This window comes from Falsochrobactrum tianjinense (assembly GCF_019100495.1).
Classification (GTDB): Bacteria; Pseudomonadota; Alphaproteobacteria; order Rhizobiales; family Rhizobiaceae; genus Brucella; species Brucella tianjinense.
The window spans coordinates 131,742-151,348 of record NZ_JAHRVA010000003.1; the positions used below are offsets into that span (position 1 = coordinate 131,742).

Sequence of the window (19,607 nt, forward strand, 5' to 3'; positions counted from 1 at the left end):
TTCCTTCTTGTTATATCACAAACGAGCCAGGCTTCAGCTTGCTCATGTGAGAACGGCTTCACCGGCCATTGGGTTCTGTCTGTGTAGCTTTGCTTCGCGCAGCCTGTTGTAGAGATCAAGGTGCTCTTTCGCACAATCGACATGATTGACCGGGTGGCGGATCGTCTGGTGCAGGCGATCCCAGATCGCGGGTTCGCTTAGGACTTCAGTGAAGCGATCCGCGAGGTCTTCCGGGCTGCGAACGCGGAAATGAAGGCCGTCTTCGCCATCGCGGATTTTTTCGGCCATGCCTCCGATATTTGAGCAGATGACCGGGCGGCGGTGATGCAGCGCTTCCTGAATGACGATGGGCGAGTTTTCCCACCAGATAGAGGGCATCACGACCCAGTCCACCGATTGCATCAGGCGTGGCATTTCTGCGTTCTGGTAAGCGCCATAAAAACGCACGCGCGGCCCAGCTTCCTCGATCAGCTTTTTCATGCGTTCCTGAAAGGCAGGCGGTTGCTTTTCGAGATTGCCACCGAAGATCATCAGGCGGGAATCTTCGCCCCAAACCTGTTCTGGCACGCGCGATACCGCATCAACCAGCACATCGATGCCCTTGAACGGGTTGATCTGCCCAAAAAAAGCAAAGCGGTTGCGACGAGGATTGGGACCGGTCAGTTCGCGCGGCGGCGTTACTTCCCGGATATCGATGCCGTTTTCGATGACAGTGAGCTTATCTGGATTAAGGCCCCATTCGCGATAGCGCTGTGCGAGAAATTCGCTCGGCGAAACGAAGGCATCGGCTAGTTCCAGCATGTCGCGCACGAACCGTTCGCGCTTCAGGAATCGGGCAGGGGGGATATGTGGAAAGCAGGCGTGGCAATCAATGGGCGATGCTTCGTTGCAGAGTTTTGCCGTACCCGCTTTCACCATCTGGCCGTCGTTGTTGCAGATGGACAGAAACTCATGGAATGTGACCAGCACTGGCCTGTCCGGCAAGGTTTCACGAATGGCATAAAGCGTTTCGAGGCCAAGACCCATGACATGATGGAAATGCACGATATCGGGGTCGAAATCGCGGACAAAGCGCAGGAGGTCACGGCGAATTTCGTCGGTGTTCTTGTTTGACAAATAAAAATGATCGTACTCGTCGGCGTGAAACAGGATTTCGTCGCTGGTGCGACGCATGCTCATGAGCGCGGTCGCTCCATGCCGGGGAATCGGATGTCCCGCCCGCGCCAGATAAACCGAATGCACACCGGGCAGTGTGTTGAGACCCTTATGCAGATTGTAGGATGCGATCTCGCCGCCGCCGAGCGAGATCGACGGGTGGGCATGGGAAATGACCAGAACACGGAGCTTTTCGTTCATGCGGGTTCACTCTTCACCAGGGCCTGACGCTTGCCTGCGAGAATGGCTGACCAGCGCGCGTCGAAGATCTGGCGATCTATTCGCTCGATCTGAGCGATGGTCGACGCATTGTCTGTGACGGAAATCTCGTCGCAACCGAGCATCTGGGCCGAGGGCAGCCAAAAGGAGCGGAGGCCGGACTGCTTGAGCTTCAAACCAAGGTCGAGGCCTTTTTCGTGAGTACCGAGATAGCCGCGCGTGAAACCGCCAACTGAAAAAAGTGCGTCGCGGGGCAAAATGCAGCATTCGAATGTCGCGGTGGCGACTTCGGTCAGTCCTATGCCCGATACGGCGTCGATGGGATAACCGACATAGCGGCTGATAAGGGCACGGTCGGATTGTGGACTGGCCACCCATGTTCCGGCCCAGCGAATGGAATCGTCTTCATAAGCGAGCGTGGGGGACAAGACGCAGTCCGTGCTGGCGTCATAAGCGCTGACAAGTTTGTTCAGCCATCCCTGGCGGCGCGGCAGCAAGGAGCCCGCAAGAAAGACGACTTTTTCACTGGATACTGCCCGTGCGCCGACTTCCAGCGCGTCGTAAAGGTCTTCTGATCCGCTTGCCGAAACAAGGCGGACGCGCAGACGATAGAAATCTGCCAGCCGTCTTATCTGCACGCCGATGCGGTCGATAACCTCGGTCGCCGCTGCAATGACGATGGGTGCGATGCGCGTTTCCGGGTCGAGCGCCAGAAGAGCGAGCAGGGGGCCAGGTTCGTCCACGCGTTCGTCGATACCGATAATAATGACCGGACCGGATGCATCTTCAAACGGTCCGAGATCGGCCACGCCGAAGATTTCCGGCGCGGGTCTGCTGATGCCGCGCAGCAAGGGTACAAGCTGTTGATCCACCATGTGCCGCAGCGCCCAGGCGTTGGGATCGGTGGCGCGCAATTGCCGGACAATGGCCTCGCGCGAGGTGACACGCGTCGGTGCCAGGGGAAAGAAAACCCGCCGTCCATCACTGATAGCGAGTTCGATGTAGAAGGGCGACGTGCTGTCGCCCGCAAGTTCAGGCGCAAAAGCCACGAAGCCATGAGCATGGCGATTGGGATCGAGTCCGGCATTGAACGGTGGCTGATTGTCGAATTCGCGGGTGACGTCCGGACGATCGACGCGGGTCCAGGTGCCGTCGATCTGGATTTCTCCGCGATGACGGCGCAGCTTGACGCTTTCCACATGGCTGTCGGGATCAAGCAGCCAGCCGGAAATGAGAATGCCGCTGCCTTCGACGCGGAACGCATTGTCGATGCCCATGCGAACCGGAAGGGGTAGGCTGGAGACGGTTTCGCTGCCATCAAAACGGTTGGCGGCGGACCGCAGCCGAAGAAGAATATCGGTGGAACTGCGCACATGTGACAGGATGGCACGGATATGTCCGGGCGTTTCGCGAGAGCCTGCAAGCAGCCTGCGATCATAGACTTCGGTAAACCGCCAGCCGTGCCGCCCGCGAAACAGAAGCCGTTCGATTTCGTTCGGCTCGACCGCTTCGTTGGCTAGAAGCAGCCCGGCAAAACCGGAAGCCTGATCATCGACGTCTGGCCGGGCAAAGACGCTGATCGAACACTCGGCAAGTGACGTGCTTTTGCCACTGATGAGAAGGCGGGAGACGGCCGGGGTCAGGTCGTGTGCCCAGCCCTGAACGAAAATCTCGCCTTCATCGCTGCCGCCGATCAGTTCAACACAGCCGTCCGAACGTGCGCCGGCCTGCAACAGAACAGTGATGGCCGAAAGCTTCCTGCGTCCAATGGGGCCGGAAATCAGCCCTTCCACCAGTTCGTCGATGACGCCCGGAAGGCTCGACCCGGCGAGGTCGCCGATCATGGCTACGAAGTCGGCAACCGGCGCTGCACGCGAGGCGAAGTTATAGCGTGCGACCTTCGCCTTGTGCTGGAACATAATGGTCTTGAGGATGCCACGGCGCAAAACGCCGGTCGGCGCGATGGCGACAAAACCATGGGTTCCGGCGGGTGACGGTTCCCTGAGCGGCCAGGTCATCATGTTCACCTTGACGCTCATGGCGGGATCGCCATTCAAAAATGCGCTCACCTGGCCGGCAGTCGCATTGCCAATACCCAGCACCAGAACCAGCGAGTCCTCGATCGCGCAGCCCACAACCGTTTCGCCTTCCATCATCATGGGAGGACGGTCGATCTCGCGCGTAGCTCTCGCAGGCGGTTGCGGGTTAGGCCGTTCGTCTTTCGCCATGACCATGTCCTCAGGGCATTACGGTCAGCGTCAGAAGCGCACCGGCAACGAAACCGGCAAGCACAAAGATCAGCATGAACAGCAGCTTGATGTCGCCACCGGCCCGTTTGCGCACATCATCCATGCGCTGTTCAAGCCCGGCAACGACACCGTCCATGCGCATGATATGCACGTCGAGTTCCGTCATGCGCTGATGCAGATCGGTGCGAAGACCGTCCACGGAGTTTGCAATGTCGAGCAGTTCCGCCGGTGCGGTATTGCCGGAACTGTCCAGTGTGGGGGCTGAGCGCTGAAGCGAACGCTGGTTCACCTGCAACTGGCGCTGGGCAGCCATCAGCATGTCGAGCTTATCGAGAATGTGCGCCATGGGCGCGGCAATAAGTGCTTCGGCTGCCTGTTCGTCGGGCTTTGGAACGCGCAGTTTTTGTTCGCCGCCCGCTTCATTGGCGGCCACGACCACGAGCTCGCCAGCGCGCGCCGCCGCAAACTGGGGAAGCATGACCTCGAAAGCATGCTTGCCGTCGCCGATCCCGTTACGCTTCAGGTCGGGACGATCCTTATCGGCTGGCGCTTCCGCAATCGGCTTGTCATCGAGAAGAACGCGGATCGTCAACCTTTCCGTTGGAAAAGAAGGATCGAAGGCCCAGCCGAAAAGGCGCCCGTCCTCAATGGCATCAACGCGTCCTTTCACGGCTTCTTTTCCTTGAGGTTGCGTGGCCGTCGGCTGTGCTGCGGCTGCGGGTTTCTTGTTTCCCTCGGCTGGAATTTGGGTCGCGATGTTCATGATCTACCTCTCATGCTGCCTCGACGTGGGGCGCACGCAATGTCCCGATCAGATCGAGATAACGCGCGGCTGTCGTGTCGATGGTGTCTGGATGGCGCGCATTGTCGGCAAGCGACTGACGCAGTTCCGGGTTTTCCGCGATGCGCTGCATGGCGTTGCCAAGCGCAAGCGGATCGTTGGGCGGAACAGTAAGACCGTTTATGCCGTCCGTAATCATCTCGGCCATTCCGCCGATATTGCTGCATATGACCGGGCAGTTTTGTGCCTGCGCTTCCTGAATGACGAGCGGGGCATTTTCCCACCAGATTGAGGGCATGATGGCGCAATCGACCGCCTGGATCAGTTGTGCGATGTCCTCGCGCCGATAGGCTCCGCGGCGCTGCACGAAGGGGGCGGTTTCAGCAAAAAGCCGGTCGATTTCGTTGACGAATGCCTCGCTCTGGAATGGTGCCGCGCCATGCACGCGCAGTTCGAAATCAAAGTCGGTGGCGATGAGCTGTTGCGCAGCTTCGAGAAGAACGGCTGTGCCTTTCCACGGATTGAGGTTTCCGAAATATCCGAATGCCGGCTTGCTACGCCCGATCTTTGGTGCGGTGATCGCCGGTCGAATGGGCTGGCCATTGGGGATCACGCTGATGAGTTCTTCGGCGATACCCCATTCGACATATCGTTGTTTCAGAAATTCGCTGGGTGACACGAAAGCGTCGACGGCACTCAACAGCGATTTGATATGACGTTCACGGAGTACGAATTTGTCGAGCGTGATACTCTTGAAGCAGGCATGGCATCTGTCGGGGCTTGCTCCATGGCATAGCTCCTTATCTGCCGTACGTACCATCAGCCCGTCATGATGGCAGATCGAGTAATAGTCATGCAAAGTCAGTATGATACGGCAATCCGGCAAAGTGCGGCGCACGATATGCGGGAATTCTGCGCCAAGCAGCAAAAGATGATGCAGATGTACGACGTCGGGCCGGAAATCGTTGAGCAGTTCGACAATATCCGGCACGATGCCGTAAAGGTCGATCTGGCTCATATAGAAACGGTCGAAATGTCCGGACCAGAGCAGAATCTCGTCGCCGCCATTGCCAATGCTCTGAAAGCTGGTGCCGGGGCGCGCTTCGCGATGGATATTGTTGGTGGCCCCCAGAAACAGCGCTTCACATCCGGTGCGCTGGTAGGCCCGGAACAGGTCATGCGCGAAAATCTCCGTGCCGCCGGGGTGCAGCGACGGGTGATTATGGGCTGCGATGAGCACGCGCGGGGCCATCAGGCGAAACCTCCCTGTGTCGCGACAAACATGTCCTGATAATGAGCGGCCTTTGTTCCGCGCCAGTGACCGAACGATCTGGTTTCGACGGTCAGTCCGGCACCTGCAAGAGCACGGTCGAGAAAACCGTTCTCGAAGCCGACGGCGGCAAGGGGCGGAAGTTCGGGTACGAACCAGCAGGGGCCGTTGCCGTTACGCTCGAAGGCGAGGCGCGGATCACGCTTGCCGTAGCGATTACGTGCGGCAATGTCATCGACGATGAAAGCAGTCATTAACAACCGCCCGCCAGGGGCGAGAACACGCGAAACTTCAGCCAGATAAACCTTCACCTCGTCGGAGGGCAGGTGAGTCACAACAGAAGTCATTATGATGAAATCGAAGCTCTTGTCGGGGAAGGGAAGTGAAAGGCGCAGGCCGTTAATCGCGCCTCTGGGATTGTACAGTTCATGCGCGATATCAAGGTGCCGGAATTCAAAATTCGGATAGCGCGAACTGATGTGCTTGCGGCACCAGTTGACGCCGTCCACCACCGGATCAATGCCGCAATAGCGGGCTTTTGCCGGGTCGAGATATTGCGTTAGAGGAACCGCCATGCGCCCGATGCCGGATCCGATATCAAGCACCTGCGCATGGAGGGGCAGCCCGCCTATACGAATGAAATGGCCGAGAAATTCTGCGCCGACAGCGCGAAAATCACCATCGCCGACGAAGACGCTGCTCGGGTCTGGTGACGGCAGAAAACGATTTTTCAGTATCGATTGGGTCAGCCAGTCGATTTGTGCTTCCGGTATGGCCGGGCTTGTTTCCGGCTCAGGCCGTTTCAATGCTACCACGTCCGTCAAGCGGCGGTCCTTTCAGATTTAGCTACGATCACGTTCGAAGGATCGGTTATCTGATCCCCGTCCTGCGGCGGGGCCATCAGTTCGGTAATGTCGTCATTCCAGCGCTGTGTGTGGAGCCAGGAATTATATTGGCTGGCAAGCCCGCGCATATAGTCTGCGCTGCGCCGGATCGAGCGGCGCTCGAAGTGATAAAGAGCGACGGAAGGATCGTAGAAAACCTGAAAACCGAGTTGGCGGATTTTCAGGCAAAGGTCGCTGTCTTCATAGTCGCCGATGATGTAATCTTCAGTATAACCGCCAACAAGATCGAATATATCCTTACGTGTTACAAGGCAGGCACCGGTAATACCGGGAACCTCTCGTGCTTTAAGCGCTGGGGCATAGTTGGACGGCATGCCCTTGTAATAATGATGGTTGAGCCAGATGCCCTGCCGGTCGCGCGCGAAATAAAGCCCGGCATGCTGAAGTGAGCCGTCCTCGAACAAAAGGCGGGGGCCGATTGCGCCAAGCTTCGGTCGATCGAACAAAGGCTGGATCAGATGTTGCAGCCAGCCATGTCCGCCGGGCACCACATCGGAATTCAGCATGATGATGGTCGTGCCGGTGGCAACGCTCGCCCCGGCATTGCAGGCGCGTGCATAGCCGCCATTGCGGTTCATGATCACGAAACGGAACGGCAGATCGTGCAGAATATGCAGCCCGCCCAGCATGTGTTCGGTGTCGTCGAGAATCTCCGGCGAATCCAGAACGAAGATGAGTTCGGCATTCTCCATCAACCAGGGGTCGGTTGCCATGGCGGAGAACTGAAAACGCAGGAAGTCCAGATTGCGGTAAAGCGGGATGACGATGGAGGCGAGAGGCGAAAGTGGCGTGGAGCCGTAGTCCTTCACCTCGGAAATTTGCACTGTCGCGCCAAGCTTTTTCTCGACCTCAGTGAGAGCAGGGGCCAGAATCTGTCCGAACACATTCGGACGGGCATGCTGTGGCGGTACGGCCCGCAAAATCCGGTTGCGTTGCGCGGATGGCTCGAAGGGTTGCGGTAACGGTGTGAGAGGCGCAGTGGCGCCAGAGGCAAGGCGCATCTGAAAACGCGGCTGCAAGAGGGGGCCGAGGTTTTTGGCTGACGGAAGCCACGCCACGAAACCGGTGACATCGGTCTGCGGGTTGTTATCACGCTTGGCGACCTTGCCGGAAAACTTATGAAAATGCGGCTTCAATGAAACAGCATTACCGCTTTCGGGCAGGTATTCGAGATCGGTCAGCAGGGTCGCGGGATCCTGGAACCAGCCGCCGACGATCAAGCCTCCATCCAGCGCCAAAGCAAGATCGATCTCGGCGGCCGGATGGCTTGCCGATTGGGCGATCTGGCGCACCGGCAACGGCGCGCGCGTTTGCAGATCAATGGCCACAGCCGCGCCGGGCGCGCCGAGTCTGCCAAGTTCGCGGACAAGAAATTCGCGTAGCTCTCCATTGCCATGCCACTTGGTCCACCAATTAGTGAATTCTGCCGGTTCCTGCGCCTTGGCGGCAAGTTTACGCACAGCGACGCCCTTTGGCCCGCTCAGGACCAGAAGCAGGGAAGAAGGCAATCCTTGCGGCCCTTCCAGCAGCAGATGGCAGGGCTGCCAGTTCTTACGCCCCTGTTTTCCGACCGCGAAGCGTGGCGGAATGACAGTGACAATGCCGGGGCTGATGCCGTAAATGGCTGTGATATCGCCAAGCATCGGGTCCACGGCGGTTTCAAGAAGATGGTGGCCTTGCACAGGCTCGCCGCAAGACTGCGCTTCGCGTGGCTCGGGCGTGAGCGCCAGCGTTATATCGTGCAGGAGGGCAGCAAAAGTCTGATTGCGCGAGAGGCGGAAGGCGCTGCGCCAGGTCGTCAGCAGAGTGGTGAGAAACTTGATATGCCCCTGCAAAGTCAGGTCGGCCAGAGTATGTTCGGCATCGAAGGGGGCAAGCTCATTGGCCGGATAAAGAATAGCCTGAGCGGTCGGGCCGAGGGGGCTTGCAGAGAGTGAAAATTCGACAGGTTCGCTGCCGGTTCGCATGGCCCAGAACATACGGATGTCGCCGGATTCGAGTGGTATTCCGACACTGATCAGGGGGACCGGCGGGACCGGTATCTCCAGTTTGCATTTGCTCGAAGCGCGAGCCGGACTTGGGATATCCCAAGTGACGACAGTCACATCGGCGCAAAGACGGCAAATGGAGAGGTTCTCTAGTTTGCTTTCAGTAATCGCCGAATGGTCGAGGTTCAATGCGCGCACCCTTTGAATTTTATTAGAACAGGGAAAAACCAAACGTGCCCGGCAGGGGGAGTTGCCGGGCACGCGACTATTGGTTCAATCAGTGAATAGTGAAGTACTGGTCGGGATGAGACTGTACGTCATCAGCACTGGTATTCACGAGAGTAACGGTGTCGCCATTGCCGAGATCGACAACGACATTACCGCCAACCTGCGTGACGCGATCGGCAAGGTCATCCGGTGAAGATATATCAAGGCCATTGATGTCCTTCTGTATCTGGAGGATGTCCTCACCCGGATTAAAATCAAGGATGACGTCGTTTCCGCCGCCACCATTGAACAGGAAGGTATCGCTTCCGTTGCCACCGATCAGCACGTCGTTTCCGGCGCCGCCATCAAGGATGTCGCTGCCGTTTCCACCGTAGAGAATGTCGTTATGCGCGCCGCCATAAAGCAGATCGGAGCCGTTGCCGCCCTGGAGGATATCATCTCCATTACCGCCAAACAGCACGTCGCTACCATTGCCGCCGCTCAGAACGTCATTTCCTTCATTGCCGAAGAGAATGTCGGTTCCATTGCCGCCGGACAGGGTGTCATTGCCCTGACCGCCGAAAAGGATGTCATTCCCGTTATCGCCGAAGATGGTGTCATTGCCATCACCTCCGAAGACGAGATCATCACCGCCATGGGCGCGGATGAAATCGTCAAAGCGGGAGCCAAACAACACGTCGTCGTAGGCGCCTCCTTCTAAAGTGGCCATCTGCTTCTCCTTGTGTCCTATGCGGGTTTTCACAAGCCGGAATGCTCCGACCATTATGCTTGCAGTAGTCTGCTCTTCATTAGGTGAAATTGCAACACATGCAGAATGTATAAACCGCTATTCTATAAGTAACAAATTATTACCATTAATTTATATTGCGAAATTGTAAACACATTAAGGAAATATATTTATCATTACAATAATTTATATTTGAATTGTATTTATAAGCATATTGCTTCAAAATTTGAAATTTCACAGAAAAGACAGAAAGATGTCATCTTTCCAGACGTATAGCTCCACATATCGAAATGGATGCGCGGCGCTGAATTTCCTGAGTGTATCAACCTATAGATGAGTTATACTTAAGGACGTTTTTCTCTTTAGCGTGCCGACCTGGCTGAATCAGGTCGGCATTCCAGAAGTTGAAAATGCTCTCAATCCTCGCGAAACGCGCGATTGAGGCTGTTGGATATCGGGGCTGTGATATAGTCGATCGCCCGACGTTCCTTGTGAACGATGATGACTTCCGCGGGCATTCCGGGAAACAGGCGCGCCGATGGATTGGCCGCCAGCGACGCCGGTTCGATTTCCGCACGGGCGACAAAAAATGCTGTATCTGTCTTTTCGTCGATCATTTGATCGGCGGCGATGTAGGTAAGCTTGCCGTCCAGCGGGGCCATCGAGCGCTGATTGTACGCGGTGAGCCTGATCTGGGTTTTTGCCCCCACTGAAATGCTGTCGATATCGCGCGGGCTGATTTTCATTTCCACGACAAGCGGTTCGTTTTCGGGAACGATATCCAGAATTGCTTCGCCGGGGGCGACGACGCCACCCGGCGTCCGTAAGCGGATATTGGCAACGATGCCATCTTGCGGTGAGCGAACTTCGACACGACGCATCACGTCTTTTGCCGCGACGATTCTTTCTTCCACATCGGAAAGCTCGACCTGACTTGACGCGATTTCACCGGCGATCTCCGATTGAAGGTCACGTTCAATGCCGATAAGCTCAAACTCCGCACCCGCCTTGGCCTGTTCGGCCTTCGCCTTGTCACCCGCATATTCACCGCGATCACCAGCAAGCTGACTAAGCCGGGTGTCGATTTCGGTAAGTTTGGATTTCTGGGCGAACCCCTGGTCCACAAGGCTGGCAATAGCTTTGCGTTGCTCACCGATGAGTTCGATCTGACGGTCGGTGGCTGCAATCTGCGCGGTTGAGGCCTTGGCCTGCTCGGTATACTGCTCGATGGTTTTCTGCTGGATATTGATTTTGCTCAGTTTTTGCGCCTGGCGCTTCTGGAAAAATATCTGTTCGGCACGGATCGCGTTCAGGGCGTTCTCTCCTTTTTCGGCAAACTTTTCCGGGAAGATGATTTCCTCTGCGTCGGCTTGCTCGGTCCGCAAACGCGCAAGCTTTGCTATCAGGCCAATGCGCCGGCTTTCCAGCGAGCGCAGTTCTGAGCGTGCTTTCGTGGCATCGAGCCTGACAAGCGGCTGGCCGGCTTTCACCAGATCGCCCTCCTGCACTAGCAAACGGTCGAGAATTCCGCCTTCCAGATGGCTGATGGTCTTGCGCTTCGAATCGACGATCACGGTGCCAAGCGCTACCGCAGCGCTGCCCAGATCGGCGGAATATGCCCAGGCGAAAAAGCCGCCAAAGGCTATGCCGATGGTGGTAAGCCCTGCAATGATCAGGCGGCGCAAAGGAGACCGCGCATCCTCCTGTTCCAGATCGGCTGCCCATTCCGGCTTTACGGTTCCAAAGCGGGTGAGCGCCTTGTGGTCGGATGATTCTGCACGCGGAGCGAGCAGATTTGAGACGCGGCGGGGGATCATGGATTTGCCGGTCATGAATTGACGGCTCCTACTTGCGTATTGTTTTTGTTCGGCGTGAGCGATGCAACCACATCGGTGCGCGGGCCGAATTGCGTAATACGCCCATTTTCCAGCACGAGAAGCTTGTCGGCGGCCTCCATGATCGTTGGCCGATGAGCGATCATGATGACGATTGCACCATCGTCGCGAGCATGCTCGATAGCGCGGATCAGGGCGCGTTCGCCGACCGCATCGAGATTGGAATTGGGTTCGTCGAGCACGATCAGGCGAGGACGATTGTAAAGGCAGCGGGCGAGCCCGATCCGCTGGCGTTGGCCACCGGAAAGCGTCAAGCGTCCGTCGCCGACAGGCGTGTCGTAGCCAAGCGGCATACGTCCGATCATCTCATGCACATCTGCCAGTCGCGCGGCTTCGAGCACCCGATGCGGGTCGCTGTCTCCCATGCGAGCTATGTTGTCCTTGATGGTGCCATCCAGAAGCGAAACGGATTGCGGCAAATAGCCTGCGATTTCGCCGAACGAACCGCGCTCCCACAAAAAGACGTTGTTGCCGTCGAGGAATACACCGCCTGAAGTGGGTTTCACGATTCCGATTAGAAGACGCGCGAGTGTGGATTTACCTGCGGCCGAGGGGCCGACGATGCCTAGTACCTCGCCGGGAGAAATCGAAAAGGAAATACCTTTGATGATAGGCACATCGACGCCCGGTACGGCATAGATCAGGCGGTCGACGACAAGATCGCCATTGGGGCGCGGCGTCGGCATGGTCTGGCGAACGGCAAGGTTTTCCGAAAGGAGCGATTGCACGCGCTGCCAGCTTTCGGTGGCGCTCACCCATTGCCGCCAGTTCTCGACGATGCGGTCGAAAGGCATCAGCAGCCGGCCAATGATAATGCTGGTGGCGATCATCGCGCCGGGAGTGATTTCCTGCTGCATGGCAAGCAATGTGCCTGCGCCGAGCGAGCCGATCTGGACGATAAAACGCGCTGTTCGGGCAATGGACGACATGGCACGGGCGCGTGTCCCGCTCAGGTCGAGCACTTCCAGTGCCTGCATCTGCAAGGTGCGCCAGCGACGCGCCAAGGCGGGCAGCATGCCCATTGCCTCGATCACCTCGGCATGGCGCAAGCTGCTGCCAATTTTTGCGACGGCTTCCACATTGGCCTGATTCGCTTCCTGAACCAGATTGCGGGTGAGAAGGTCTGTCAGGACGCCGCAGGCAACCAGAATGACAATAGCCACGAGGCCGATGATTCCCAGCATGGGATGGAGCAGAAACAGAACGCCAAGAAAGATCGGAGACCAGGCTGCATCCAGAGGAGCGTTGATGGCAGGGGAGGTGAGAAAATTGCGTAACTCATTGAGATCGCGCAGGGTTTGGGTAGCTTTTGGCATGCCCTGATTGACCGATGCTTGCACTGCCGCAGTCAGCACTGCGAGGTTCAGCCGACGAACGAGCGCGCTTCCCATTGCCTGAAACGACAGTGAACGTATGAACTCCAGAACACCGAATACCAGCATGGCGCCGACGGCGAGAATCGTCAGCATGGTGAGCGTATCCATGCTTCGGCTATTCAGCACCCTATCATGAACCTGCAACATATAGAGTGGTACGGTGAGCTGTAACAAATTGATGCAGGCACTAAGTAGCACCGCATAAAGTAGGCCCGAAAGGAACACGCGCCGAGCCTTGAAAATCAGGCTTTTAGGCGAAATCATCGCCTCCGCAGTTTGGCTTTTAGAGGAAGGGCTCTTGCCATTTAAGTTGTTTTGGCGAGTATCAGTCATGCGCTATTTGCCTTGGAAACGACACAGGTGGCGGGTATCCCTAGAAAGTGTGATGTATCCATAAAGATCAGTTAAATAATACTGCATGGAATGTGACAGAAAGAAGTTCTTGCGGCGGGGAAATGTAAAAGGAGCAAATAAAAAATACCTACAAAATTCTTCAAATTTTGAAGTATAATTTAAAACGGAGAGAAGAAGATGCAAAAACTTCTACACGAGAGAGTGGAAGTCGAAACATCAGTCGATGGTTTAAGTACTATCGATTTTCCTGAAGTCACCGCCGAGAAACAGGAACGCAGACAACCAGCTCATACCGTCGTCATCACGCATTTTGAGCTGGCCCGGATGATAGAAAGAGTAAATCGTCGCTTCGTGAGCCTGCTGAAAACAGAGCTTACGAAACTGGGCGTGCAAGACGTCGGCCCGGCACAGACCCTGGTTCTGATGGCCATCGGCGATGTCGAGCTTACAGTGGGAGAACTGTTGGATCGCGGACATTATATCGGTTCCAACATTTCTTATTATTTGAAACAGCTTACGGACGGTGGATATGTTGATCGGGTCGCCTCGCAAAGGGACAAACGCTCGGCGCGTATCCGTCTTACGGAGAAGGGCGAACGGCTTTGTGCGAATCTTCGCAATGCAAGCAGGGCCTATAATCACGTTCTCACCCGCGATGATGACGATCTGCGTAATCTGGAGATTGCCTATCAGACTTTGCATAGGCTGGAACTGGTGTGGGGCAATGCCGCACGCTATGGCATCTGATGATCAGAAGCGTTTTTCGAATCGATTATTCGCGTTTATCAGAACACGTTTTGTGACATGCATATAGCTTTTGTGCACAGGCGTGGTTTTGGGCAGTTCGCTGCACTGGCCGAACATTTGGCCACAAGTGGACATGATGTCAGCCTGGTTTGCGAGACAATGGACCGTCGCCTCCCAGTGGTCCGTGTCATCCGCCACCGGGTGGAATCCGGCCCGCGCCCAGGCGGTGCGATGGCCAGATACCTCGAGGTACCCGATCACCATACACGTATCGGGTACCGCGTGGCGGAAACCCTCGAATCCATGGCACGTCATGGCCAATCCCCGGATATTGTCATCGGTCATATTGGCTGGGGCAGCATGATGTTCGTAAAGGACGTGCTGCCCACGACGCCTGCTCTCGGTTATTGCGAATTTTTCTATCGGGCGCAGGGAGCTGATGTCGGTTTCGCGCCCAGTGACAAGCCGGATCTCGAAATGCGCAAGCGTTTGCGGCTGCGCAACATGGCGCAGCTGGTCACCCTGGAAGGAATCGACGGCGCGTTCAGTCCGACGCATTGGCAAAAGAGCCTCTATCCGCGCACAGTCCAGAACCGGATCGCAGTGGTTCACGAGGGCATCGACACAAAGATATTCTATCCCGATCGCCATGCATCGATCGAGCTGCCGGACGGACGAATCTTGAAGGCAGGGGAAACGCGGGTCGTCACTTTCGTTGCCCGCGACCTCGAACCCTACAGAGGTTTCCCGCAAGCGCTGGAAGCTGCTGCGAAGGTTATTCGCCAGAATAATGATGCCATCTTCGTTTTTGTCGGGGGCGATGGGGTGAGTTACGGGACGCCTCCGCCAGGCGGCAGTTCATGGCGCGAGCACCTCCTGAAGAACATGGAATTGCCGCCCGATCGCATTGTCTTTCCGGGCACGATCTCGCACGCGCAGTTGCGCAAGCTCTACCAGATATCCACCGCCCATATTTATCTTACCTATCCGTTCGTCCTGTCATGGTCGGTGGTGGAGGCAATGGCCTGCGGAACACTCGTCATCGGCTCGGATACGCCGCCTGTGCGCGAGGTGATCCGTTCGGGGAAGAATGGTTTGCTTGTGCCGTTTTACGACACCGACGCATTGGCCGAAACCATCCTGAACGTGCTCAGAGACCCGGACGCCTGCCTGCCGATGCGGGCTGCTGCCCGCAGAACCGTTGAAAATCGTTTCAGGTTGCCGGAATGTTTACGGCAGCAAAAAACCTTGATCGACGCAGTATTGAACGGTCGCTGAACAATATGTGGCAACAATCGGGCGTTCAAGGTGTGGTGACAAAATATAAAATGCATTGTTTCTGCGTGTTTACGCTGATTTCATAATGTATATGCATATTGTTTCAAATATTGAAATAATTTCGTTTCAAAATTCGCAATATTATCATATATTTGATGTCATATGACTGTTGACAATACATAGTCTGTATTTTCTCATTGTGCGCGCAGGCCGAGCCTCCCAAGTCGGCCCCCTACACAATGGATGATTATGTTGAGCACACCACTTCCTGCGATCTCGGCGCGGAAAACCCGCCGGTATGCCATTGCTTCGATGCGTGATCGTGAAGCGCTGGAAGCGACGTCTCTGGGTGAGTTGACAGCTTTTGTCGAGGGTGACGCTAAACGCCTTCGACTGGCAAATACATTTCCGCTCGTTGCGGTCGCCGCATCCCCGGAAGGCGAAGATGAACTGACAGCGGTTTTGCAGCAGCTCTACCATATGCGCACGATTCCGGAGCTTCCCGTCGTACGGATCGATGATGCTACGCCGGAAACTGTTCCCTTGCTCGTGACGCAATTGCTGGAAAGCAGTCTGGATCGTCTCGCTGGGCATGTGAGCAAGGTTCACGCGGAGCTGGCCATGCTGCGGCGAGAGCGCGAAACGATGTTCGAGAATTATCGGGCGATAGAAGATGCATTTCATGCCCGCAACTGGGATTCCTCGACGGAAGTTTTCAGCCATACGCCCCTGGTCGATCCGAAAGATGAGGGTTTCGCACGGTTGCTGCGTGAATCCGAAATCGAACAACTGTTCCCGGTTTCAAGCTATGCCGTTTCCGGCTTCGCGCTGCATTTTCGCGATTTGCCGGCTAACAGGAATGGCCAGTTGATCGTCACGCTCGAATATCTGGAGAACGGCGAAGGCATCGCTGAATGGCTCGTGCCTTACGGAACGCTACATTCAGAATGGAATTTCTTTTCCTTGCCAAAAGCGTGCGATGGCAGTCATCGCACGCTGCGTCTGCGCATATCGGCGACTGGCGGCGTTCCGCCGGAGCTGTCGCTCGGCAATGTGATCGCCAATGAGCGTTATGCCGCCCGCGCGCGCATTCCCCATGCCGATCTCGATATGCGCCCGCTGGCGCTACGGATTTTTACCGGGTTGCCGGGCGTGCGTCCTGCATCGCTGCCGAATGCCCTGGTTCCGACTTCGCTCATCGGCGGCCGCAAGGTTGATGACTACCGGCTGCCGGTCGAACTGCTGCGCAATGTGGCGAATGTCTCCGTCTCGCCGATCACGCCGGATTTCCCCACAGTGCGCTTTCTGGAGCACGAGGATGCCATTGGCTGTCATCCTCTCGAAGAGGGGATCACCGCCGCGGCCATTCGTCGTGTGGTCGCGCCGGGCACAGTACGCATTTCCGCCCGCGCCGTGATCGACCATCCGGAAGGCAAGCCCTGCGTGGTCGGGTTGCTGCTGGTCAATCTGGCATCGGATGTGAAGGAAGAGATCGGAGCACTTGCCAGCCTGGATCGCCGTCGTCCGCAGACGATGTTCAGCGGCTGGTCGGAAGTAGCCCCCAGCCGCCCGATCGATATCAATTTCATGCTTGAAGAGCCTATCGACAAGGCGATGGATCTCGTGGTTCTGAGCAAAGCCGCCGGGGACTCGGTCGATTTCTCATGGCTGAAGGTTTTCAACTTCCGGCTGGTAAAGCACATCGAATCTCTTCCCGTTCAGGACGTGGTGAAAGAGGCGGCGAATGTACGATAGATCGAAGGATTTGATCGCCATCGCCATGCCGCTTTATGGTCACGCGGCGCTGGCGCTGGAGGCGTTGGAAAGCGTTCTTGCATCGGAAACGGTGTTCCGCACGCAGATCGTGGTATCGGTGGATGGGGACCCCCGTTGCGAGGTATTCGATAGTCTGGCGCTCTATGCGACCGCACATCCGAATATTCATGTGCTTTTCGCAGAGAATGCCGGGCCGGGGGGCGCGCGCAACCGCGCCGTCGAGTATATTCTGCAGGAAATGCCCGACGTTGAGGCTGTTTACTTCCTCGATGCCGATAACCGTGTGCAGCCGCATACCATCGATACGTTGTATCGCAAGCTTCTGGCGAGCGATGCGGGCTGGGTCTACACCAATATCGATACGTTTTCGGTCAACTGGCGCGCGCATTACGGTGACAGTTATTCGCGTCTGATCCACTGCATTACCGACAATATCTGCGATACGGGATCGATGATTTCGGCAGAGGTGTTCCGCAGCGGCGTGCGTTTCGACACCGACCGCCAGAACGGTTTCGAAGATTGGGAGTTCTGGCTTTCGGCGATTGAGGCCGGATTCGTCGGTACGCCATGCCACGATACCGGCTTTGAGTATCGTCTGCGTGCAGAAAGCCGCTTCAAGGAAGCCAATCGCGACCGTTCCGGCTCGGTCGGTTTTCTGCGCAAAAGGCACAAGGCGCTCTTCCGCCGCCCCACGCTTGTCGGTTTCGAGCATGAGGAATGCCCGCGTTACGGCATCATTCGCGCAGGTGAGGGAACCGTCAGCGTCTTTACCGATCCGGGACTGGAATCGAAAGAACTGAAGTTCGACGATGCCATCCGCGCGTTCTGGGGCAGCGTCTGCGAACCGGATAATTTCCATTTTCCGCCATTTCTGGCCTCTTCGAATACGGAAACTCTGAAGCTCTTGGCGCGTTCCCGGCTGTTTCCGAACATACTGTCCCGGTTGGAAAAACTGGCGGATGAGGTCAACATCGTTTTCGTCGAGCTGACCAATGTGGAAGCCGAACGCCGCATCGATACGGAAATACTCCCGTCTGGTGCGCGGCAAGGTCACGCGGACCTGATCTTCGTCTCGACCAAGCTGATCCAGACCGTCATTGAAAATGATGCACTGGACTGGTTCGCTTCGCTTGGCGCGCAGCAATTGTGGCCAACATCGGCACGGATGAAGATACGCTTTCCGTTTCCGCGCGTGCGGCAACGCAGACCGCTGTCGCGACCGGAGCAATCCATGCTCAATCTGGTTACAGCTATTGCAACAAGTCCGCTCAAGCAGAGCGCGGTGACGCGGTGGACATGGCGCCCTCGCCGTTTGCCGGCACTCTCCGAAATGTATCAGGTGCTGCGCAATGAGCTTGGGGGCGGGCCCGTTCTGCCGCTTGCACATAATGCCTCGCGCAGGAAAACGGCAGCCGTGCTCGTGCCGAATGCCTCGTTCGGTGGGGCCGAGAAAGTTGCCTATGCCGCCGGGCGGGAGCTGAAGAACCAGGGCTTCGAAACCCATCTTTTCGTTCTGGGCAACGAACGTATGGACGTACTGGACGAGTTCGATCAAGCGTTCGACTATCTTCATTTCTGGAAGGACGGAATTCCGGCCTGGGGTGATACCAATCGCTTTCTCGGACAGGATTTCATCACCGAGGACCATCCGCTCGACTGGAGCATCTTACGCGGCCAGCTTTCCGGGTTCGATCTCGTTGTGAACAATCATGTCATGGCGGCACACCCGCTCATGGGCAAGCTGCGATCCGAAGGGACCCGGACGGCCTGCTACCTGCATGTGGTCGATGAGACTGTCTTCCGTCGTCAGGCGGGACAGCCTTATGCAGCGATTGCCTTCGAGCATGCCTATGATGCATTCCTGACCTGCTCGGACCAGCTCAAGATCTATCTGCACAGTTTCGGGGTGCCGTTCGAAAAGGTCTTTTCGGTGCCCAACGGTGCGAGCTTTTCCATCGACACGAAGCAGCGCGCACTGGTGACGGCCACCCGCAAGGCTGGGCGTAAGGGTGAGCCGCTGCGTATTCTCTATATGGGACGGCTGGATCGCCAGAAGGGCATAGACCGGCTGCATGATGCGATCATCAAGTTGAAAGAGCAGGGAATTTCCTTCGAGGCGCAGGCAATTGGCGGTGAAATCCTGTCAGACGACCCAAGCGCCTCATGGATGACCCGACTGAAGGAAGCGGGCGTGAAGGTATCCCCCCCTGTTTTCGACGGCAGGGATATCGCGATGCATCTGGCGTGGGCCGATGTCCTTTTGATGCCGTCGCGCTGGGAGGGCGCACCGCTGATGATCGCCGAAGCCCAGCAGCTTGGCTGTGTGCCGGTTGCGACAGCGGTTGGCGCTGTCGATGAACTGATCAATCATGGCCGCGACGGCATTTTGATCCGCAATGGCAACGATGCGCAGATTGTCGCCGATATGACGCGAATCCTGACCATTCTTGCACAGGATCGGGAAGCCCTGACACGCACCGCTGAAGGCGCACTGGCCTCGGCCGTTCATCGCACATGGAGTTCGGCTTTTGCGGAGTTTACCGACTGGGCCAATGAAATAATCCCCGTTTTCCCGAAATCCCGGTCAGCTGACACAGACATGCGCAGAGACTCAAAGCCTGTAGTTGCCCTCCCGGGCCGCGCAGTTGCTTGAATGATA

13 protein-coding genes are annotated in these 19,607 nt (G+C 56.7%); 4 read left to right on the forward strand and 9 right to left on the reverse strand.

The genetic code is table 11. From position 1 onward, the window contains the following. Positions 1-42: 42 nt before the first annotated feature. The 9 genes from KUG47_RS08435 to KUG47_RS08475 form a co-directional block, all read right to left on the reverse strand. Complete coding sequence (locus KUG47_RS08435) at positions 43-1,356, reverse strand: glycosyltransferase family 4 protein (protein ID WP_217677526.1); 1,314 nt, start codon at positions 1,354-1,356, stop codon at positions 43-45. After that, complete coding sequence (locus KUG47_RS08440) at positions 1,353-3,602, reverse strand: glycosyltransferase family 2 protein (protein WP_217677527.1); 2,250 nt, start codon at positions 3,600-3,602, stop codon at positions 1,353-1,355. The genes KUG47_RS08435 and KUG47_RS08440 overlap by 4 nt, the downstream gene beginning before the upstream one ends. 10 nt (positions 3,603-3,612) lie before the next feature. Continuing rightward, complete coding sequence (locus KUG47_RS08445; RefSeq protein WP_217677528.1) at positions 3,613-4,386, reverse strand: hypothetical protein; 774 nt, start codon at positions 4,384-4,386, stop codon at positions 3,613-3,615. A 10-nt stretch (positions 4,387-4,396) separates the two neighbouring features. Next, on the reverse strand, positions 4,397-5,656 hold the full coding sequence (locus KUG47_RS08450) for a glycosyltransferase family 4 protein (RefSeq protein WP_217677529.1): 1,260 nt from the start codon (positions 5,654-5,656) through the stop codon (positions 4,397-4,399). Beyond that, the gene (locus KUG47_RS08455; protein WP_217677530.1) at positions 5,656-6,498 is read right to left on the reverse strand and encodes a class I SAM-dependent methyltransferase; all 843 of its coding nucleotides are present in this window, start codon (positions 6,496-6,498) and stop codon (positions 5,656-5,658) included. The genes KUG47_RS08450 and KUG47_RS08455 overlap by 1 nt, the downstream gene beginning before the upstream one ends. Beyond that, positions 6,495-8,756: a glycosyltransferase family 2 protein gene (locus KUG47_RS08460; RefSeq protein WP_217677531.1), complete on the reverse strand. Its 2,262-nt coding sequence runs from the start codon at positions 8,754-8,756 to the stop codon at positions 6,495-6,497. The genes KUG47_RS08455 and KUG47_RS08460 overlap by 4 nt, the downstream gene beginning before the upstream one ends. A gap of 88 nt (positions 8,757-8,844) precedes the next feature. Then, on the reverse strand, positions 8,845-9,504 hold the full coding sequence (locus tag KUG47_RS08465) for a calcium-binding protein (protein ID WP_217677532.1): 660 nt from the start codon (positions 9,502-9,504) through the stop codon (positions 8,845-8,847). Between the two features lie 434 nt (positions 9,505-9,938). Then, positions 9,939-11,354, reverse strand: coding sequence for an HlyD family type I secretion periplasmic adaptor subunit (locus KUG47_RS08470; RefSeq protein WP_217677533.1), 1,416 nt, complete (start codon positions 11,352-11,354; stop codon positions 9,939-9,941). Further along, positions 11,351-13,126, reverse strand: coding sequence for a type I secretion system permease/ATPase (locus KUG47_RS08475; RefSeq protein WP_217677534.1), 1,776 nt, complete (start codon positions 13,124-13,126; stop codon positions 11,351-11,353). Before KUG47_RS08475 ends, KUG47_RS08470 begins: the two co-directional genes overlap by 4 nt. Before the next feature lie 198 nt (positions 13,127-13,324). Between KUG47_RS08475 and KUG47_RS08480 the strand changes: the two genes are divergently transcribed. The 4 genes from KUG47_RS08480 to KUG47_RS08495 all read left to right on the forward strand — a co-directional run bounded on the left by KUG47_RS08480 (position 13,325) and on the right by KUG47_RS08495 (position 19,601). Beyond that, entirely contained in the window at positions 13,325-13,894 is a 570-nt protein-coding gene (locus KUG47_RS08480; protein WP_217677535.1) for a MarR family winged helix-turn-helix transcriptional regulator, read from the forward strand. A gap of 57 nt (positions 13,895-13,951) precedes the next feature. Next, positions 13,952-15,172 (forward strand): glycosyltransferase family 4 protein, encoded by a 1,221-nt coding sequence (locus KUG47_RS08485; RefSeq protein ID WP_217677536.1) that lies wholly within the window; start codon positions 13,952-13,954, stop codon positions 15,170-15,172. 249 nt (positions 15,173-15,421) lie between these two features. Then, a complete protein-coding gene (locus KUG47_RS08490) occupies positions 15,422-16,927 on the forward strand; it encodes a DUF6212 domain-containing protein (protein WP_185918300.1) in 1,506 nt (501 codons plus the stop codon). Then, on the forward strand, positions 16,917-19,601 hold the full coding sequence (locus KUG47_RS08495; RefSeq protein ID WP_217677537.1) for a glycosyltransferase: 2,685 nt from the start codon (positions 16,917-16,919) through the stop codon (positions 19,599-19,601). Before KUG47_RS08490 ends, KUG47_RS08495 begins: the two co-directional genes overlap by 11 nt. Positions 19,602-19,607 lie beyond the last annotated feature (6 nt).

Excerpts from the sequence above, each read along its gene's own strand:
- KUG47_RS08480 (WP_217677535.1), top strand. The coding sequence starts at position 13,325 with ATGCAAAAACTTCTACACGAGAGAGTGGAAGTCGAAACATCAGTCGAT.
- KUG47_RS08450 (WP_217677529.1), bottom strand. The coding sequence starts at position 5,656 with ATGGCCCCGCGCGTGCTCATCGCAGCCCATAATCACCCGTCGCTGCAC.
- KUG47_RS08465 (WP_217677532.1), bottom strand. The coding sequence starts at position 9,504 with ATGGCCACTTTAGAAGGAGGCGCCTACGACGACGTGTTGTTTGGCTCC.
- KUG47_RS08485 (WP_217677536.1), top strand. The coding sequence starts at position 13,952 with ATGCATATAGCTTTTGTGCACAGGCGTGGTTTTGGGCAGTTCGCTGCA.
- KUG47_RS08490 (WP_185918300.1), top strand. The coding sequence starts at position 15,422 with ATGTTGAGCACACCACTTCCTGCGATCTCGGCGCGGAAAACCCGCCGG.
- KUG47_RS08435 (WP_217677526.1), bottom strand. The coding sequence starts at position 1,356 with ATGAACGAAAAGCTCCGTGTTCTGGTCATTTCCCATGCCCACCCGTCG.
- KUG47_RS08475 (WP_217677534.1), bottom strand. The coding sequence starts at position 13,126 with ATGACTGATACTCGCCAAAACAACTTAAATGGCAAGAGCCCTTCCTCT.
- KUG47_RS08495 (WP_217677537.1), top strand. The coding sequence starts at position 16,917 with ATGTACGATAGATCGAAGGATTTGATCGCCATCGCCATGCCGCTTTAT.
- KUG47_RS08440 (WP_217677527.1), bottom strand. The coding sequence starts at position 3,602 with ATGGCGAAAGACGAACGGCCTAACCCGCAACCGCCTGCGAGAGCTACG.
- KUG47_RS08470 (WP_217677533.1), bottom strand. The coding sequence starts at position 11,354 with ATGACCGGCAAATCCATGATCCCCCGCCGCGTCTCAAATCTGCTCGCT.
- KUG47_RS08445 (WP_217677528.1), bottom strand. The coding sequence starts at position 4,386 with ATGAACATCGCGACCCAAATTCCAGCCGAGGGAAACAAGAAACCCGCA.